The following is a 17,166-nucleotide window of genomic DNA, read 5'->3' as shown; positions in this document are numbered from 1 at the left end:
AATATCTTGTTAATAAATGACATCTAACCGATAAATATCCATCTCAACTCCATGAAATATCGTTCCTCTTTCGTATCTCATACCCAACTTTTCAAGCACTCTCACCGATGCTATGTTTGCTCGTTTAACAATGCCGAAAATGTACGGAAATTTAAGTTGCTCAAATCCGTATTGAATTGTTGCTGATGCTGCTTCAGTTGCTAACCCCTGACCCCAAAACTCTGGATCTAGTCGATATCCAATCTCTCGTTCGTTTACATTGTCAATTTGCACTATTGCAATTCCACAGGAACCAATCAATTGGTTAGTTTCTTTGAAAATGACAGCCCACTTGCCAAATCCCAAGGTTTTGTAGGAAGTTATGAAACTATCTATTTTCGCCTGTATTTGGGAAGCTGAAAGAATTCCAGTAGGAGAAAATTCCATTACTCGTGGATTTGCAAGTATTGGCGCAAGTTGATGCACATCGTTTGGCTGTAAGTCTCGAAGGATGAGGCGTTGTGTTTCTAACCAAAACATTACTTTCTTAAGGAGCTTAAGGGTGACAAATGTCTGACTAATGTGGAGATTTTAGCAAGATTTACAACCGAGACGGGGATTGGAGAGTTTGAAAAGCGCTATAAAATTACTAGACCATAATTTCTGGTGGTGTGATTGCAGCATACAAATCAGCCGGAAGTAACGCATCTCGAATGTTAATTTTCTTCGGTATGACACCCGCTTCAAAGAACAAATCTGCCACACGTTGTTGTTCCGCAATCAGTGCTGGGCTGAGGCCTCTGCGTCCTGCGAAAGTGCGACGAGACATCACCCTTGCGGCTACGTCTTCATCAAGCTTTTGTTCAGTAATCATCAATTTTTTCACTTCATCTCGATTTGCTTCTGCCCATTTATCAAGAGCATGAAGCTCTTCAATGATAATTTTTAGCAAGCCGGGATTTTCTTGGGCAAACTTCCTTTCAGCAATATAGTAACCACCAGGAGAATCTAGCCCGACAGAATCTCTGAGGACTCGAATTCGCCCCATTTTTTCAGCGATCGCATAGTGCGGATCTCCTGTCATCCAAACTGGAATTCTACCTTCGAGAAAAGCACCCCGCGCCTCGATTGTCGGTATACTTTTGATTTTGATATCGTTGATAGTCAAGCCAATGGACTGCAAAGCTCTCAGCATAAAATAGTGCGATGCTGAACCTTTTTGAAAATAAACTTCTTGTCCCTTAATCTCCTCAAACCTCTTGAGTGGGGACTCTAGCGGAACGGCAATCACACTACTTCTCCCTGTAGTTGGGGTTCTTTGTGTACCGACGACATAAACAAGATCTGATCCAGCCACTTGGGCAAAAATTGGTGGCGTTTCTCCTACAGATCCGACATCAACTCTACCTGCGCGCATCCCTTCCATGAGTTGAGGCCCTTGGGCAAATTGCAACCACTTTACCTCAATTCCCAGTGGCTCTAAGCGTTTCTCTAAAACTTTCCGATTTCTGAACAGATCCCCTGCACTCTGATACCCCATGTTGAGAACTTTAGTTTTAATATCAGAGTAATTTAGATTGGCGGTATTACTATTTGAAAAAGAGGTTTGCACTGCATTCTGTGAGCTTTGTGGGCTGCAACTATTTAACAGATATGCCGTAGAAAAACCACATAGACTTGATGTAGCAACATTGAGAAAACGACGGCGTTTAATCATAGCTATTTATCCATGAGATAGCGATCGTATTTGTTGTTAACGTAGAGCATCTCCTCTGCGATATTCGCTGGTGATGTCGTCTAGCTTTTGTTTCAAACTGTCGTCAAGCTTCAGTTCTACAGCCTTGAGGGTGTCAGTAAGTTGTTCTGCGCGGCTAGCGCCAATAATCGGGGCAGTGATAATCGGATTAGCCAGCACCCAAGCTACTGCTAGGGTAGTGAGTGACAATCCAGCTAAATCTGCTACTGTGCGTAATTCCTCAACAGTATTAAACTCGCGATCGCGCCAGTAGCGTTCTTGATAACGTTCTGCGGCAGCACCCAAGGTGAAACGTGTACCTGCGGTGGGGCCTTGAGCAAGACTATGTTTGCCGGTGAGCAAACCACCCGCCAAGGGATTGTATGAAATTACACCTAGCCCTTCTTCTTTCGCCAGGGGCAATAGTTCCCGCTCAATTTCGCGGAACAATAGGTTATAGCGGGGCTGAATCGAGACGAAGCGAGTTAGATTACGGACATCGGCGCGACCCAAGGCACGGCTGAGTCGATAAGCCAAGAAGTTGGAAACCCCGATATAGCGCGCCTTACCAGCACGAACTACCGTATCTAATGCTTCTAGAGTTTCATCAAGGGGAGTTGAGGTATCGTCGGAGTGCAATTGATACAAGTCTACATAATCAGTTTGCAGTCGTCTTAAAGAAGCATCGATCGCATCCAGAATATGTTTGCGCGAAGCACCCCGATCCCAAGGCGCAGGGCCTACCTGACCTACGCATTTAGTAGCCACAATAAAATGTTCGCGTTTCCCTTTCAACCAGCGGCCAACGATTTCTTCAGTGCTACCAACAGTAGGAAGACCGCCCCCAAGCGGATAAACGTCGGCTGTATCAAGAAAGTTGATGCCAGCATCGGCGGCGGTGTCGAGGATTCGCCTTGAGGTTTCTTCGTCTGTCTGCAATCCGAAGGTCATAGTACCAAGACAGAGGCGCGAAACGGTCAATCCAGTTTTACCGAGATTAGTAGTTGGTAACGTCATGGAAGTATTTGTCGTTGTTGATGGAATTGGAGACTGGGAAAAGGTTTAAAGCCTCGCCCCTGGTGGGCAAAATAATCTTTACCCTTTTCCCCTCTTGTTTATGCTATTACTAAGCTCTTATCCACTTGTTGGGATTCGATGTTACCCAGCTTAGATTCAACCGCTGTACCCTTGAAGAAATTAGGGTTGGCTTCGGTATAAAACTTGTAGGGATTAGCAAATACATAGGACTTGAAGTCAGCTTCAGAAATCACGCCTTCTTTCACCAGATCCCAGCTTTCAGCCAAGGGGGCGGTGAGATCGGGCACATCCCAGTGACCAACGTCCGAGGAATAGATGGCGTTAATCTTGACACCCAACGGATTGGCTTTGTCGTTGAATGCTGCTGCAATGGTGCGGTCGTCGGACTCGGAACCAAAGAAGAAACTATTCACCCAGCGATCGCGGATGTCTTCAATTGTTTCAATGCCTGCGGCTGCAAAATCTTCCAATTCGCTACCAATCGGCGCGCGGCTATGACGGCTGAATGAAGAACCCAGTACACTCTTAGTTAATTCCTCTTTGCTGAGGGAATATCCTTGAGTAATTTCGCCACCAAATCGCTCAAACAACTCAAACAATTCATCAGCATTAGTCAGGTCTGGGTTGTAGTTTTGCAGTCCCTTGAGATTGCGTTTGGAGAAGCGATCCACCAAATGGATGTAGACATGGGCACCCCAATCTGCACCGCCTTCGAGCATACCTACGCGCAACTGGGGAAAACGCTTGGTAACACCACCAAAGAATAGCGCCTTGGCAAATGCTTGCGAACCATCTGCAAAGTGACCGATATGGTTGTTCATGTAGTTACTGATGGAAGAGCGTCCAGTCCACCCCTGACTGCCGTAATGGGTAGTAATGGGTACGCCCAGTTCGACGACCTTAGCCCAGAAAGGATCGTAGTCGTATTCACTATCTAGTCCGTAAAAGTCGATATAAGAAGCATGTTTGGCGATTTCGGGGAATTGAGCAGCTGGATACTTATCAGTGATCGCCTTAATTGGTCGTTTCACACCACCAGGAATATTAATCACCTTTAGCCCTAGTGTTTTTACGGCAAACTCTAGCTCCTCGATAGCTTCTTGAGGATTACTCATGGGGATGCCAGCTACCGGTGTCAGGCGATCGCTATATTTCCGATAAATATCAGCGTGATAATGATTGACCGCACGCTGCAGTGCTTGACGGTTCTCTTGACTTGCTCCAGCAGGTGCGAGGACATTGTTGGGAAACAGCACCGAATAGTCTGACCCCTGCTCTGCCTGACGCTCATAAAACAATTCGGGGAGGGTGTAAGTGGCGAGATCCAAAGTGTTGCGGGTGACTCTCGCCCACCAAGGCGATCGAATTGTGCGGTTGTAATGACGTTCTTCAGGCGTTTGTTGATACCAATCTTTACCATTGCTCTTGGAGTTGAGACGGGAGGCTTCGGCCTTGCGTAATTCGTCCACGAGTTTCGTACCGCCGTAATTAGCGATGTAATCCTCAAGAGCCGGAGTGAAATCATTAGTGTGAACGTCGGTGTCAATTACCGGATAATCAAGGGTTGCTCTAATTGCGGCAGAGGGTGAGCTCTTCAATCGGCTATATTCAGTCATGTTTTTTTCCTTCAAAAAGTTACAAACAAGGCAGAAGTCAGAACCCGAAGGGTGGACGAGTTCCCAAGGCACGGAGGCCTTTGCGTGAGAAAGAATCATTTCGCAAATATGCAATGCCTAGGCGGCGATCTGCAAAAGGTGCGCTTTAAAAGGTATGGCTTAACCATTTGTAAAAACTTTACTTACGCCAACACCAATCTCTCATCCACTTGTTTAGCAGCAAAACGATTGCCCGGACGACGCAGCCCCAGGTTTTCACGCAAGATACTGCCCTCATATTCGGTACGGAAAAGTCCGCGTTTCTGGAGGACGGGAACGACTAGGTTAACGAAGTCATCTAATCCTGTGGGTAGGATTGGCGGCATGATATTAAAGCCATCTGCCGCACCATTGTTGAACCATTCCTCTAGCTGGTCGGCAATGCTTTCGGGAGTACCAAGTATGGTGCGATGACCGCGTGCGGTAGCCAGAGAGAGATACAACTGACGCAGGGTCAGAGTGCCACGAGTAGCCAAATCCCTAACTAGTTTGAGACGACTCTTGTTGGTGTTGGTGTCGTTGGGCAGTTCGGGAGCTACATCATCTAGGGAATATTTCGACAGATCGACACCTTTGTAATAGTTCTTTAAAATACCCCAGGCCACATCGGGATGAATCAACGATTGCAGGAATTCATACTTCTCTTGAGCTTCTGACTCGGTACGCCCAATGATTGGGAAAGCGCCAGGCATGATTTTTAAATCCTCTGGAGAGCGCCCATATTTCGCTAGCCGACCTTTGACATCAGCATAAAATTCTTGGGCATCGGCTAGGGTTTGATTGGCAGTGAAAATTACCTCAGCAGTACGCGCAGCCAGGTCTCGTCCGGCTTCAGAGGCTCCAGCCTGTACAATCACTGGGTAGCCTTGGGGTGGACGACCGACATTCAAAGGGCCTTTGACAGAAAAATGTTTACCCTTATGGTTGAGTACATGCAGTTTATTCGGATCGAAATAGATACCAGATTCTTTGTCGCGGATGAAGGCATCATCTTCCCAGCTATCCCACAGTCCTTTCACCACTTCTACAAACTCTTCAGCACGCTCATAACGCTGGCTGTGTTCCGGGTGATGCTCAAGGCCGAAATTACGTGCGGCATTCTCATTACCTGTGGTGACTACATTCCACCCCGCCCGACCCTTACTCAAGTGATCCAAGGAGGCAAACTTACGTGCCAAGGTGTAAGGTTCTTCGTATGTAGTCGAGGCGGTGGCAATGAAGCCGATGTTTTGGGTTACGGAGGACAAAGCCGAGAAGAGTGTGACCGGCTCGAAATGGACAAGTTTACCATTGCGTTTCTGAGTTTCCGGAGCGCCGCCCCAAACTCCTGGGCTGTCTGCTAGAAAAACTGCGTCGAATAAGCCACGTTGGGCAGTCTGGGTAATTTCCTTGTAATGCTCGAAATTAAAACCTGCATCTGCTTGTGAATCAGGATGTCGCCAAGCAGAAACATGATGTCCGGTGGCTTGAATGAATGCACCTAAACGAAATTTTCGTGTTTTGCTCATCTGCTTTTTTCTTTTGCGTTAACGACGGAAACTGCGAAGATGGGGCTGCCTCAGCGCAGTGGACAGGAAAGTAAGTATCTAATTTTTCCAGGCCACTAGAATTGTTGCTTTGAGTTCTTCTGTAAAGTGTCCAGAAGGCTCAACTGCTAGTAATGCTTCTTTGATATCTGCTTCAAATTGTTCAGCTTTATCACCATAGAAAATTTTCAGCGAGAAGGCTGTGGTGTATAAGTAGCCAAGATAACTGGAGACTGTCCAGGATTTTTCAAATGGCACTTCATACACTTGTTGGCGAGCAAAAGCTGAATTGGCAATTACAATTTCGTGGGGCGGATCGACTGGTTGACGAGTGCCTTGTCCTCGTTGTCCAGTTCGTCGCTCTTCACCTAACCATTTTTTCACTACTCCAACAGCAGCTTGTTTCCAGGGTAGAGAACTTACCCAAGGGTTATCACCAGTGTTTAGCAGTGCGATCGCACCATCATCTGCAAGCAATTCATAAAGGCGTTCAAGTACGAGTTCGCGTTCCATCCAGTGGAAGGCTCTGCCAATGGTAGCTAGTTTGAATACCCCTAAACTAGGGTTAATTAGTTCTGCTCCTTGTTCTAGCCAAGTAATATTATTTGCTCCTACGGCTGCTGCTTGGCGTTGTGCTTCTTTGAGCATCTCTGGATCGGGATCGATCGCAACTACTTCCTGAAATTTGGTTCGTAGGGGAATTGCAATTAAACCTGGCCCAGTACCCAAGTCTAGAAGTCGTCCCTGACCATTGAGATTAAATACTTCGGTTAGTTTATCGAATACGGCAGGTGGGTATTTAGTTCTATATTGAGCGTAGCTCTCAGCAGCACCCTCAAATAATGTTGGGTCATAGGTAGGAAGTGTTTTTAGTTGGGTCATAAGTTAGGTCGGCGTAAATTATCGATTGTTGAGACAATGTGGAGGGGCAGAGGGTTAGGGGAAGTAAATTCTCCCTTGTCTCCCTCTTAAAGGCTGGAATCGGACTACGAATATGACCATACTGCCTGCCGGATTTCTTCATTACCAATGTGTCGTCCCATAGTTGTCTTGGGCTACACAACTGCAAAGTCTGTACCTGCTTCTTGCAACCGTTCATGGAGTAACTTGGGTATGCTAATTGTGGCTAAATCTACAGCATCGTTAGTAGAACGAGTCCAAAAAGCAGGACGTGTAGTACAATAATTCCGACATTCTTCCCAAGTTTGCTTGAACCATTTAGAACGCGATGAACCAGGCAAGTGTTCTTGAAAATTCTCTGCGATTGCACTTCCAGTAACTTGCTCTAAATAATCTAAGAATGCTGGGGGAAATTCCTGAGTCTGGACATCAGTATTAATGATGGGATAACCAAATTTCTTACGTATTTGAGCCGATTTAGTCTTTTTAGGACGTTCTAATGCAATTGTCATCATAGTTTGCATCTAAACAGAGAATATCAGGAAAAATCTGGCGCTGCTTAATCTAGGCGTGAAATTCACTTTCTACTTTTTCACTCAGCAACGCCAAAAATTTGTTGATTGGGAGTTTTACTACTTGCATCAGGTACACAATAGATCTTTACCCCATGAATATTTTCTGAGGCTCTGGCTAAGTAGTCAGCAAGTGAAATACTGTAGTGTATTTCTTATAAAATACTTTAACTCGATTGATTTACCGTAGTTTATTCTGTAACCAAGCTTTTCACACTTACAAGAAAAATGCAAGTACTACTTAACACAAGTTTGCTAAAAAAAATCACAAATAATCTATCTAGAGGAGCTTGTGTTTTTACATAAATTATGCAAATATCCAAAGTAAATAGTAAAACTACTAAATATCGATAAATCTTTAGTATTTTTTGAGCAGCAACTAGTTAGGCTAACAAAGTTCTCCAGAGAGCATCCCACTTTGCGCCTCTGTAGGCTTGTGCTTAATCTTTTAACACTATTCAGCCTTTGTAAAAAACTGTTCATTCAAGAAACCCTTTTGCCAGGAATCCTTTTCAGCAAAACCCTACCAAAACTGATAACTTCGGACTGCAATTTAACTGGAGAGCTAGTCGTCGCTTTCATTTCAGCTAACCAATGATGATACAAGCCCAATTTTTGCTGATGAGATAACGAGCGGAAATTGTACCTCTTAGTTCCATAAACAGGAATCCAAACTTTAAGGATTGAGTTATGACAGGGAAATTAGACGGCAAAGTAGCAATTATTACTGGAGCTTCTTCGGGGATTGGTGAAGCGACAGCGATCGCCTTGGCAGCAGAAGGGGCCAAAGTGGCGATCGCAGCCAGAAGAAGCGATCGCCTGGAAGAACTAGCAAAAACCATTGCAGCCAGTGGGGGTCAAGCATTGCCCATCGTTACTGATATCACCGACGAAAAACAGGCTAACAACTTAATCGACCAGGCAAATGCAGAGTTGGGACGAATAGATATCCTTGTCAACAACGCTGGTGTGGCGCTGACTGGTAATATTGATGGCGGCAATACTTCAGACTGGCGACGAATGCTTGATGTCAATGTTCTAGGGTTGCTTTACACAACTCATGCTGTCTTACCTATTCTCAAAGCCCAAGGTGTGGGGCATATCGTCAATATCTCATTAGTGGCAGGTCGTCTAGCCCGTGCAGGTGTCGGTATATACAACGCAACTAAATGGGGTGTGAATGCTATATCAGAATCCTTGCGGCAAGAAGTTTTAAAAGATAATATCCGCGTCACCATCATCGAGCCAGGTTTGGTAGAGACAGAAATCAATAATCATACTACCGATCCTGTAGCAAAAAAAATCAGTGAAGAACGACTGAAGGCAATCACACCATTGCAAAGCGAGGATATTGCAGCCGCGATCGTTTATGCTGTGACTCAGCCGCAACACGTTAATGTGAATGAAATTCTGATTCGACCAACTCAGCAGGAACGTTAAGATCGCTGAGTTAGAAGTACAGACGCGACGCCAGTCGCTACAACGGGGGGAACCCCTGCAACGCGCTGGCTCATTAATCGCGTCTGTACAGGAGTTAGGAGTTATTTCTTCCTTATCTCTCCCTGCTTCCCTACACCCTTATATTGTGTCCGGTTAAAGACTTATCATTAAGACCGCAGAGGGGCAGAGGGGCAGAGGGGAAGGGTTTTTGGGCTTTCTGCACAGATTCGGGAATTATAAATAATTAGCCGGACTTGATATTACACCCTTACATTCGTATTTATTTAGAGGCCTAGTCCTAGCATCTTGCATTTGCCGGTTATCTATGTAAATATTTTGTCATAAAATACAGTAAATTGCTAGGTTTATCGTAGTATTCTAGTTATGTTGTAAATGTACTGATGTTGACTAAGTATTTACGAAATCGATTTATGAAGATTGTTAGCAACTTTCTTCAGAATAATGAGATATCTAGAATCTGCATATTTGCCTTATTCTTTACCTTGGGCTTAGGCTTGAGTCTGATTATCTCTGCTTGTTCTCCTGACAACGCAAGTAACTCTGCGGCAACCCAGACAGCAAACCAAAACTCCACAAATCAAGGTGTTGTGGTTCGTATTGGCTATCAAAAAGCAGCAACTATTCTCAACGCCATAAGAACACAAAAAGATTTGGAGAAAGCTTTTGAGAAGAGTGGTGCCTCGGTGACATGGGCTGAATTTCCTTCTGGCCCGCCCATGTTAGAGGCAATCAACGCTGGGAGTATTGATTTTGGATACACTGGTGAATCGCCACCGATTTTTGCCCAAGTTGCGGGTACTCCCTTGGTTTATGTTGCTTACGATCCTTGGAGTCCCAAAGCGGAAGCAATTCTTGTACCGAAAAATTCATCTATTCAAACCCTTGCAGACCTCAAAGGTAAACGAGTTGCTGTTGCTAAAGGCTCAAATACTAACTACCTATTGGTAAAAGCTTTAGAAAAAGGAGGAGTAAAGTATAACGATATTAAACCAGCTTTTCTCCAACCTCCCGATGCTCGTGCGGCTTTTGAGGGTAATAATATTGATGCTTGGGCAATTTGGGATCCTTACTTAGCTGCGGCTGTTGCTGCCACAGGCGCACGCACTCTGACTGATGCAACTGGACTAGCACCCAATCGTGGTTATTATCTAGCCGCTAAATCTTTTGCCCAAAAGCATCCCGATGCTTTGAAAACAGTTATCGATGAAGTAAAAAAAACAAGCAACTGGGCACAAAATAATCCCACAGAAGTTGCTAAATTTCTTGCACCAGAATTGGGTATTGATGCTAGGGTTCTGGAAATCGCAGAAAAGCGACGGGAGTATGGTGTATTACCAATCACAGATGAAGTGATTAGCGGACAACAGCAGATTGCCGATACCTTCTACAAAATCAAGTTGATACCGAAATCTATCAATGTTAGCGAAATCGTTTGGAAAGGAAATTGAAGAAAGTAGAGGAAGTACAAATAATTTCTAAATCTAGGGATTATGGATATAAAGATTAATACTCAATGGATCGCAACAGATGTGCTTGTCATTGGTGGTGGTACAGCCGGGACGATGGCTGGTATTAAAGCTAAACAAGCGAATCCAGATGCAGAGGTACTGATTTTAGAAAAGGCTAACATACGTCGCAGTGGTGCGATCGCAATGGGTATGGATGGCGTGAATACCGCAGTTATTCCTGGACATTCCACACCAGAACAATACGTCCGCGAAATCACTCTTGCTAACGACGGTATTCTCAACCAAAAAGCCGTATATCAAACAGGCAAATTAGGTTATGAAGTCATCCAAGAATTAGAAAGTTGGGGTGTGAAATTTCAAAAAGATGCCCAAGGTAACTATGACTTAAAACAAGTGCATCGTGTAGGTAAATATGTCTTATCTATGCCAGAAGGTAAAGACCTCAAAACCATTCTCACCCGCCAAGTCAAACGCCACAAAGTCAAAGTCACAAATCGCGTCATGGCAACCCGCGTGTTAGTCAAAGAAGGACGTGCTATTGGCGTAGTCGGATTTGATGTTAGAAACGGCGATTATATTGTCATTCAAGCCAAAGCCGTCATCTTATGTACGGGTGCTTGCGGCAGATTAGGATTACCTGCTTCCGGCTATCTCTACGGCACTTACGAAAATCCTACCAATGCCGGTGATGGCTATTCAATGGCTTATCATGCAGGTGCAGAACTCAGCAACATTGAATGTTTCCAAATTAATCCTTTAATTAAAGATTACAACGGCCCTGCCTGTGCTTATGTTGCCGGGCCTTTTGGCGCACATACAGCCAACGCCGAAGGAAATCGCTTCATTAGTTGTGACTATTGGAGTGGTCAAATGATGTTGGAAATCTGGAAAGAATTAAACTCTGGGAAAGGGCCAGTCCAACTGAAAATGACCCATCTTGATGAAGATACAATTGCGGAAATTGAATCCATACTTTGGGCGAATGAAAGACCAAGTAGAGAACGCTTTCATCAAGGTAGAAATGAAGATTACCGCAGCCACGGCGTAGAGATGCACATTTCTGAAATAGGCTTATGTAGCGGTCATAGTGCTTCTGGCGTGTGGGTGAATGAAAATGCTCAAACAACCGTCCCCGGTTTATATGCAGCCGGAGATATGGCTAGCGTTCCCCATAATTACATGATTGGGGCATTTGTTTTCGGTCGTATAGCCGGAACTCATGCCATTGAATATATCGAAGATTTAGATTTTCTAGAACCAGATACAGAGTTTTTGGAAACAGAAAAAGCCAGAATTTATGCCCCATTAGCTCGCCCTAATGGTGTACCTCATACCCAAATTGAATATAAATTAAGACGCTTAGTTAATGATTATCTCCAACCGCCAAAAACAGGTAATAAAATTGAGATCGGTTTGAAACATTTTATCCAATATCAACAAACCTTAGATTTAATGGGCGCTCGTGACCCTCATGAATTGATGCGCTCTCTGGAAGTGCATTTTATTCGAGACTGTGCAGAAATGGCAGCCAGAGCATCATTATATCGTCAAGAAACTCGTTGGGGACTTTATCATTACCGCTTAGATTACCCCGAAAAGAATGATGATGAGTGGTTTTGCCATGTCAACTTAAAGAAAGATGAATCAGGGGAAATGGTATTGTTTAAACGTCCTGTCGCTCCTTACATTGTGGAAGTAGATACAGTCAAAGAATTATACAATGTAGCTGTCAGGTAAAATATTTAAAATAATGCAGTTAATAGAAACATTTGCCACCCATCGTCTGCTTGCGGAACGTCTACGATTTCAGCATTTGCATGAACTTTATCGTATGCATCGAGACTCGCAAGTTATGGCAACTCTAGGTGGTATTCGTTCTGAAGAAGCAACACGGCTTTTAATCCTAAATAACTTGAATCATTGGCAGTGTTATGGATTTGGATTATGGGTATTTCGAGATAAAGTTAATCATCAATTTATTGGTCGTGCTGGTATTCGGAACATTTATGTAGAAGGTAACGAAGAGGTGGAATTAGCTTACGCTTTAATGGCTAAATTTTGGGGTAAAGGATTAGCAACAGAAATGGGTGAAAAAATCTTGCAAATTAGTTTTGAACTACTGAATTTACCGGAGATTATTTGCTTTACTCTAACGACTAATCGAGCCTCACAAAGAGTTATGGAAAAATTGGGATTTCAATACGAACGTGAGATGATTCGCGCAGGTTTACCCCATTTATTATATCGCTTAACAGTTTAATTACAAACTCATGGAGTAGTTGTATGGCATTAATTAATCAAAGAATAGATGTTCCTGTCATCGTTGATGAATCGAAATGTTTAGAAAAATGCACCGCTTGTATTGAAGTTTGTCCATTGGATGTGTTGGCGAAAAATCCAGAAACAGGTAAAGCTTATATGAAATATGATGAGTGTTGGTTTTGTTTGCCTTGTGAAAAAGAATGTCCTACTAATGCGATTACCGTACAGATTCCCTTTTTATTACGTTAAATATTCTCTTCAACTCTGTGGTAAGAATTAATGGACGATGAACTTAAATATTGGCTGGAAATGCTGCGATCGCCTGATGTAAATGACCGCTTAGTAGCTGTAAAAACATTACAACATCTTGGCGAAGAAGAAACAGTAGACGCACTAATCATCGCTTTACAAGATGAATCTATTGCTGTTCAAAAAATAGCTATATCTGCCCTTTGGGAGATTGCTAATTCTTCAGCTATTCCTGCCTTAATTGAATGTCTCAGTTCCGCAGATGCAGATATTCACACTGAAGCTGCATCAGCTTTAAACGAGTTAGTTACCCAGGATGATTTACTACTGTTATTAGATAAACTTCAGAGTGATGATATAAATACACAACTAAATATCTTAGTACTGTTGCGAAAAATTCATGATATTCAATCTTTACCCTATATCTTACCATTTTTAAAATCAAATAATCCTGAGTTAAGAGAAGCAGCAATTACCACGTTGCGATATCTCAATCAAATAGAGAAATGTCCCCAAGCTTTGGATTTAATCTTTGATAAATCAGCAGTTGTGCGTCGTGCGGCTGCGTTAAGTCTAGGACATTTACAAGATACAGAAGTAATTATTAAGCTTAATCAAGCACTCATGAATGATAGTGACTGGCAAGTACGCCGTAATGCAGCTAAATCTCTAGCTATTCATGAAAATTTTCAAGCAATTTCAGCATTAGAAATAGCTTTAGATGATGAACATTGGCAAGTGCGTAAATCAGCAGCACAAGCTTTACAAAAAATCCCAGATATTCAAGTTATGCCGAGATTAATTCAAGCATTAACAGATGAATATGCAGATGTCCGCAAAGAAGCAGTAATTGCTCTTGGTTATTTAGCTCATCCTGATGTTATTCACCCTCTGCAACAAGCCTTAGATGACCCTGATAGAGAAGTGTCCATCCAAGCGCAACGAGCAATTCAGAAGATACAATAATCTCATCAAGTGGGCAGTAAATAACCAATGAAGTTTACGAACGTACTATATTTGACTTAGCAATTGATTATTCACAACCTTTTAAAATACTGCGATCGCCACAGAAAGAAGCTTGGGTGAAAAATTTTTTGAGAAGATTTAGAAGATAGCGATCGCTTTTATTATGCTGCAATTGGCAAACTATAATATGTCTAACAATCACTCTTACTCTCAGCGTCTTGAAGATACGGCGCAGTCAGAATCTCGTAAACAAGAAGTCGTCCAACTCCTCAAACAAATCATCGAACCTACCTTAAAAAATGACATTGCCAGCTTGGGAATGGTGCGAGATTTACGCATAGTTGATGACTACATTTACTTACGTTTATATATCGGTTCCCATCAGCAGCAATTACAAACAGAAATTCAATCTAAATTATCATCAATATCTTGGTGCAAAAAAACTTACATTCAAGTTTGTACAATTCCTGGTGTGAGAATAACTCTTGCAGTTTCTAGTGGTAAAGGTGGCGTAGGTAAATCAACAACAGCCGTGAATATAGCCGCAGCTTTAAAATTACAAGGCGCAAAAGTTGGATTATTAGATGCTGATGTTTATGGTCCTAACTTACCGCAAATGTTGGGTTTAGGCCAAGCTGATATTCAAGTGATTCATACTGCTACAGGTGATAAGTTTTTACCTCTAGAAGTTCAGGGAATAAAATTGATGTCAGTGGGTTTACTTGCAGAAGTAAATCGTCCTTTAGCGTGGCGCGGCCCTGTATTGCATAAAATTATCACACAATTTTTGCAAGACGTAGAATGGGGAGAATTAGATTATTTATTAATAGATTTACCCCCCGGTACAGGTGATGCTCAAATTACAATTATTCAAGAAAGCCCAATTTGTGGAGTCATTCTAGTGACAACTCCTCAGCAAGTAGCGATCGCAGATGTACGTCGTAATATATATATGTTTCGCCAAGTGGGTGTTCCTGTCCTTGGCATCATTGAAAATATGAGCTATTTAATCTGTGGCGATTGTGGTTCGCGCACGCCGATTTTTGGTAGTGGTGGCGGCGAACAACTCGCAGCAGAATTACAAGCGCCTCTATTGGGGCAAATTCCCATCGATCCCTATATTTGTAGCGGTGGTGATATCGGCAATCCGATCGCGATCGGCGATCGCACTTCGCCAGCAAGTGAGGTTTTTGTCAAAATTGTCACCGCACTCGAAGGAACTTTTTCTGCTAATTGTTCATAATTAAAATTAACGCTTTTACCCTCAATTATGAATTACAAATTAGTAATCATTCAATCACTATTATCAGCTTCCAGTTTGTCTTGATTTACCCAACGATTGACAAATTCATTCTTGTTTTTTCGCACTTTGACTTGTACTTGCTTAGAGCCTAATTTGACTACCTCGGCAGGAATTCTCTGAATGTTATCAGAGTCAGGGCGAGCTTTATAATGCCAAATAACTTTTTGTCCTACGAAATAGTGAGGATTTACACTGAAGTGTGATGATACATCTGCCCAGGAGGATGTGGCAAATACTAAATTGATTAAAAGAATTAAAAACATTAAAGCGATTTTGAGAAATTTCATATGTATTATCTGAGTTTATTTAAGCTTTAGCAAAATTATTTTAGAAGATAGTTGAGGCGATTCGCTATCAATTAGCGATGATTCTTTCAAAAGATAAACTTGCTAGCTACTAACTCAATATTATTCTTATAAATTAGATAAAAGCAAATACTATTTTTTCTTAAATAGATAAAACTAATTTATTAAATAAAATATTAAAAACATCAAGCGATTCTAAATCCCTTGCTGCTGGTATAAAATACGATCTCAATCCGCCCATTTTATCGTAACTCTCACTTGGGAGCGAGTAGCGAGGAGCCAGTACCTCCCCTAGCAACTGCCGTCAAGTATTCAGATATCGATATTAGACCCATCTCCAGCTTGAGTATCTTGCAAATATCCATAGTCAAATGGGTAAACGGGCGTTGCATAACAGTGGGATGAATTGGGGTAAGCAGGGGAAGCAGGGGGAGAATTTTAGAAGTTGCTAAATCATCCCGCAACTATGCAACGCCGGTAAACGAAGGATGGATATCTTGGATGTGAGGTTCCTCTTGGGCGCTCAATTTTGAGATTGCTAGTGGCTACTAGTCAATCTAGTTTGTGCCAGAAGTCATTGCTGTCGTTCATTGCAATTTTGAACTTTCAATTTGAGATGTGCAATACAGCTTTGCCTGTAAACTTCCTGTCGAGTAATTGTTGCGCTACATCAGCTATTTCTGTCCAAGAAGCTTCAAGATCGATAACAGGATGTAATTGACCTGTTTCTACTAAATTCAACAACCTTTGTAATCCTATTGCGGCTGATTCTCGTCTCAATTCGTGGAATAAAATTAGACCGTACAAACTTGCACCACCTGTTGCAAAAAAACGCTGGGCGTTGAATGTCACTTCTGCTCCCCCGGAAACACCAAATAGAACTACCGTCCCATCTTCTGCTAACAAATCAAGGGCTGTTCCGAGGGTATTTCCACCGACTGACTCGACAATTAAGTGATAAGGCCCGTATTCCCTAGCTGATGAAAGATCCTCACCAATAACAACAGAATCAGCGCCAGCATCTTTAACGAATGTCTCGTATTCTGGACGACGAATGTGAGCTGTTATCTGCGCGCCACTGAGGCGTGCTAATTGAATAGCGAAGTGACCCACGCCACCAGATGCCCCTGTAATCAAGACTGGACGACCTAAAACTGAGCCACCTTGAAGCAGGGCATGATACGCAGTTAAAGCAGCGACAGGTAGTGTGGCAGCTTGAGCAAAGGAAACTGACTGCGGCAATTCTGCTAGTGAGTGGGTTGGTACTGATACTAATTCCGCCCATGCACCAGAACGAAGTAAACCGACGACCCGCGTCCCGGCAACAGGCCCGGAACCATCAGCAGCAGGGGTTTCGACAACACCTGCTAAATCCCAACCCGGTCGCCAACCTGCTTCAGCGGTGGTAGCACGTCGGACTTCTCCTCGGTTAAGGGAAATTGCTGCAACTCGAATCACAGTTTCGTTGGCAGCAGGAATTGGTGCATCTACATCACGCAGCACTAAACGCCCCGATACATTAGGGTCAACAACAACAGCACGTATTTTACTCATCTTGACTAAACCTGAATTAAGTTACAGTTCTAGTTTGATGCAGTTTCTTGGGAAAGAATATTAATGATATTAAGTTCAGATAATCCTTGATAATAAGTGATTATCAAAATTTCTCCACGTCCTGTCTCACCGCTTTAGTCTTAATGATAAGTCTTCAACCGGACACCATATAATTTCTCTGAGGGGGCGATC

At 43.0% G+C, this 17,166-nt stretch carries 16 protein-coding genes; 7 read left to right on the top strand and 9 right to left on the bottom strand.

The annotated features are described in order from the left end of the window. Positions 1–9: 9 nt before the first annotated feature. The 7 genes from RMY31_RS24310 to RMY31_RS24280 form a co-directional block, all read right to left on the bottom strand. On the bottom strand, positions 10–519 hold the full coding sequence (locus tag RMY31_RS24310; protein ID WP_322661098.1) for a GNAT family N-acetyltransferase: 510 nt from the start codon (positions 517–519) through the stop codon (positions 10–12). A 109-nt stretch (positions 520–628) separates the two neighbouring features. Next, complete coding sequence (locus RMY31_RS24305; RefSeq protein ID WP_322661100.1) at positions 629–1,696, bottom strand: aliphatic sulfonate ABC transporter substrate-binding protein; 1,068 nt, start codon at positions 1,694–1,696, stop codon at positions 629–631. Between the two features lie 36 nt (positions 1,697–1,732). Further along, positions 1,733–2,731, bottom strand: coding sequence for an aldo/keto reductase (locus RMY31_RS24300; protein WP_322661102.1), 999 nt, complete (start codon positions 2,729–2,731; stop codon positions 1,733–1,735). A gap of 98 nt (positions 2,732–2,829) precedes the next feature. Further along, positions 2,830–4,368, bottom strand: coding sequence for an amidohydrolase family protein (locus tag RMY31_RS24295; protein ID WP_322661104.1), 1,539 nt, complete (start codon positions 4,366–4,368; stop codon positions 2,830–2,832). Between the two features lie 182 nt (positions 4,369–4,550). Then, entirely contained in the window at positions 4,551–5,915 is a 1,365-nt protein-coding gene (locus RMY31_RS24290; protein ID WP_322661106.1) for an LLM class flavin-dependent oxidoreductase, read from the bottom strand. A 78-nt stretch (positions 5,916–5,993) separates the two neighbouring features. Next, entirely contained in the window at positions 5,994–6,815 is an 822-nt protein-coding gene (locus RMY31_RS24285; protein WP_322661108.1) for a class I SAM-dependent methyltransferase, read from the bottom strand. A gap of 173 nt (positions 6,816–6,988) precedes the next feature. Continuing rightward, positions 6,989–7,348: a hypothetical protein gene (locus RMY31_RS24280; protein ID WP_322661110.1), complete on the bottom strand. Its 360-nt coding sequence runs from the start codon at positions 7,346–7,348 to the stop codon at positions 6,989–6,991. A 747-nt stretch (positions 7,349–8,095) separates the two neighbouring features. Here RMY31_RS24280 and RMY31_RS24275 point away from each other — a divergent pair. The 7 genes from RMY31_RS24275 (at position 8,096) to RMY31_RS24245 (ending at position 15,055) form a co-directional block, all read left to right on the top strand. Beyond that, on the top strand, positions 8,096–8,845 hold the full coding sequence (locus tag RMY31_RS24275) for an SDR family oxidoreductase (RefSeq protein ID WP_322661112.1): 750 nt from the start codon (positions 8,096–8,098) through the stop codon (positions 8,843–8,845). A gap of 431 nt (positions 8,846–9,276) precedes the next feature. Further along, positions 9,277–10,314 (top strand): sulfonate ABC transporter substrate-binding protein, encoded by a 1,038-nt coding sequence (locus RMY31_RS24270; protein ID WP_322661114.1) that lies wholly within the window; start codon positions 9,277–9,279, stop codon positions 10,312–10,314. Positions 10,315–10,356: 42 nt separating this feature from the next. Beyond that, entirely contained in the window at positions 10,357–12,072 is a 1,716-nt protein-coding gene (locus tag RMY31_RS24265) for a fumarate reductase/succinate dehydrogenase flavoprotein subunit (protein ID WP_322661116.1), read from the top strand. 13 nt (positions 12,073–12,085) lie between these two features. After that, on the top strand, positions 12,086–12,595 hold the full coding sequence (locus tag RMY31_RS24260; RefSeq protein ID WP_322661118.1) for a GNAT family N-acetyltransferase: 510 nt from the start codon (positions 12,086–12,088) through the stop codon (positions 12,593–12,595). A 23-nt stretch (positions 12,596–12,618) separates the two neighbouring features. Beyond that, on the top strand, positions 12,619–12,846 hold the full coding sequence (locus RMY31_RS24255; protein WP_012408944.1) for a ferredoxin family protein: 228 nt from the start codon (positions 12,619–12,621) through the stop codon (positions 12,844–12,846). A gap of 30 nt (positions 12,847–12,876) precedes the next feature. Beyond that, on the top strand, positions 12,877–13,812 hold the full coding sequence (locus RMY31_RS24250) for a HEAT repeat domain-containing protein (protein WP_322661122.1): 936 nt from the start codon (positions 12,877–12,879) through the stop codon (positions 13,810–13,812). A 187-nt stretch (positions 13,813–13,999) separates the two neighbouring features. Beyond that, positions 14,000–15,055 carry an Mrp/NBP35 family ATP-binding protein gene (locus RMY31_RS24245; RefSeq protein ID WP_322661123.1) on the top strand — a complete coding sequence of 352 codons (1,056 nt, stop codon included), beginning with the start codon at positions 14,000–14,002 and terminating at the stop codon, positions 15,053–15,055. Positions 15,056–15,105: 50 nt separating this feature from the next. Here the strand turns inward: RMY31_RS24245 and RMY31_RS24240 are convergent, their stop codons facing one another. After that, positions 15,106–15,402, bottom strand: a complete 297-nt coding sequence (locus tag RMY31_RS24240) for a hypothetical protein (protein ID WP_322661125.1) — start codon at positions 15,400–15,402, stop codon at positions 15,106–15,108. A gap of 624 nt (positions 15,403–16,026) precedes the next feature. Beyond that, positions 16,027–16,974, bottom strand: a complete 948-nt coding sequence (locus RMY31_RS24235; protein ID WP_322661130.1) for a zinc-binding dehydrogenase — start codon at positions 16,972–16,974, stop codon at positions 16,027–16,029. Between the last annotated feature and the right edge of the window lie 192 nt (positions 16,975–17,166).

The sequence above is a fragment of the Dendronalium sp. ChiSLP03b genome (assembly GCF_034531165.2).
Lineage (GTDB): Bacteria > Cyanobacteriota > Cyanobacteriia > Cyanobacteriales > Nostocaceae > Dendronalium > Dendronalium minutum.
This window is presented reverse-complemented; position numbering and strand designations above follow the sequence as displayed.

What these genes read in the sequence shown, in the direction of transcription:
- RMY31_RS24310 (WP_322661098.1), bottom strand. Translation starts at nt 519, where the DNA reads ATGTTTTGGTTAGAAACACAACGCCTCATCCTTCGAGACTTACAGCCA.
- RMY31_RS24290 (WP_322661106.1), bottom strand. Translation starts at nt 5,915, where the DNA reads ATGAGCAAAACACGAAAATTTCGTTTAGGTGCATTCATTCAAGCCACC.
- RMY31_RS24255 (WP_012408944.1), top strand. Translation starts at nt 12,619, where the DNA reads ATGGCATTAATTAATCAAAGAATAGATGTTCCTGTCATCGTTGATGAA.
- RMY31_RS24300 (WP_322661102.1), bottom strand. Translation starts at nt 2,731, where the DNA reads ATGACGTTACCAACTACTAATCTCGGTAAAACTGGATTGACCGTTTCG.
- RMY31_RS24245 (WP_322661123.1), top strand. Translation starts at nt 14,000, where the DNA reads ATGTCTAACAATCACTCTTACTCTCAGCGTCTTGAAGATACGGCGCAG.
- RMY31_RS24265 (WP_322661116.1), top strand. Translation starts at nt 10,357, where the DNA reads ATGGATATAAAGATTAATACTCAATGGATCGCAACAGATGTGCTTGTC.
- RMY31_RS24250 (WP_322661122.1), top strand. Translation starts at nt 12,877, where the DNA reads ATGGACGATGAACTTAAATATTGGCTGGAAATGCTGCGATCGCCTGAT.
- RMY31_RS24270 (WP_322661114.1), top strand. Translation starts at nt 9,277, where the DNA reads ATGAAGATTGTTAGCAACTTTCTTCAGAATAATGAGATATCTAGAATC.
- RMY31_RS24285 (WP_322661108.1), bottom strand. Translation starts at nt 6,815, where the DNA reads ATGACCCAACTAAAAACACTTCCTACCTATGACCCAACATTATTTGAG.
- RMY31_RS24295 (WP_322661104.1), bottom strand. Translation starts at nt 4,368, where the DNA reads ATGACTGAATATAGCCGATTGAAGAGCTCACCCTCTGCCGCAATTAGA.
- RMY31_RS24275 (WP_322661112.1), top strand. Translation starts at nt 8,096, where the DNA reads ATGACAGGGAAATTAGACGGCAAAGTAGCAATTATTACTGGAGCTTCT.
- RMY31_RS24240 (WP_322661125.1), bottom strand. Translation starts at nt 15,402, where the DNA reads ATGAAATTTCTCAAAATCGCTTTAATGTTTTTAATTCTTTTAATCAAT.
- RMY31_RS24235 (WP_322661130.1), bottom strand. Translation starts at nt 16,974, where the DNA reads ATGAGTAAAATACGTGCTGTTGTTGTTGACCCTAATGTATCGGGGCGT.
- RMY31_RS24260 (WP_322661118.1), top strand. Translation starts at nt 12,086, where the DNA reads ATGCAGTTAATAGAAACATTTGCCACCCATCGTCTGCTTGCGGAACGT.
- RMY31_RS24280 (WP_322661110.1), bottom strand. Translation starts at nt 7,348, where the DNA reads ATGATGACAATTGCATTAGAACGTCCTAAAAAGACTAAATCGGCTCAA.
- RMY31_RS24305 (WP_322661100.1), bottom strand. Translation starts at nt 1,696, where the DNA reads ATGATTAAACGCCGTCGTTTTCTCAATGTTGCTACATCAAGTCTATGT.